This is a genomic window from Streptomyces ipomoeae 91-03 (assembly GCF_000317595.1).
GTDB classification, from domain to species: Bacteria; Actinomycetota; Actinomycetes; order Streptomycetales; family Streptomycetaceae; genus Streptomyces; species Streptomyces ipomoeae.
In genome coordinates this window covers 1-810 of the sequence record NZ_AEJC01000391.1, presented here as the reverse complement: position 1 = coordinate 810, position 810 = coordinate 1, and the positions used below count along the sequence as shown (strand labels likewise).

At 65.3% G+C, this 810-nt stretch carries 1 protein-coding gene; it reads left to right on the top strand.

Annotated features, from left to right (window positions below; genetic code table 11):
* Positions 1–136 precede the first annotated feature (136 nt).
* Entirely contained in the window at positions 137–805 is a 669-nt protein-coding gene (locus STRIP9103_RS25120; protein ID WP_009321907.1) for a potassium-transporting ATPase subunit C, read from the top strand.
* The last annotated feature ends 5 nt before the right edge of the window (positions 806–810 follow it).

Genomic DNA, 810 nt, shown 5'->3' with positions numbered 1-810 from the left:
GGACAAGATGCTCCGCCGCAACCTCACGATCTACGGCCTCGGCGGACTGATCGCCCCCTTCATCGGCATCAAGCTCATCGACCTGCTCATATCCCTCATCCCCGGGCTGTAACTCTTCGAAAGAGTACTGATCGCCATGAACAACTCCGTCACGAACACCGCCCGGTTGCTCGGGGCGGGCCTGCGCGCCCTCCTCGTCCTCACCCTGGTGACCGGTGTCATCTATCCGCTGGTGATCACCGGCATCGCCCAGGGCTTGTTCCCGGGCAAGGCGAACGGCTCGGAGATCAAGGCGGACGGCAAGGTCGTCGGCTCTTCCTTGATCGGCCAGTCGTACAACCTGCCGCTGAAGAAGGGGCAGGAGACCCCGGAGCCGGACCTGAGGTGGTTCCAGGGCCGCCCGGCGAACGGCCTGGGCGCGAACACCGTGAACACGCAGTACAAGCTGCTGCTGTCCGGTGCGACCAACCTCTCCGCCGACAACAAGGAGCTCATCAAGCAGGTGGAGGCGGCCAAAGCCGCGGTCGTCGAGGACAACTCCGTACCCGGCTACACGGTCAAGCCCTCGCAGGTGCCCGCCGACGCCGTCACCTCCTCCGCCTCCGGCCTGGACCCGGACATCTCCCCGCAGTACGCCGAGCTCCAAGTGCGCCGCGTCGCCGAGAAGAACGGGCTTCCGGTCGCCGAGGTGCAGAAGATCGTGGACGAGCACATCAAGGGCCGTACGCTCGGCTTCATGGGCGAGCCCCGCGTGAACGTCCTCGAACTCAACATCGCGCTCAAGGAACTCGTGGCCAAGAGCTGATGGCG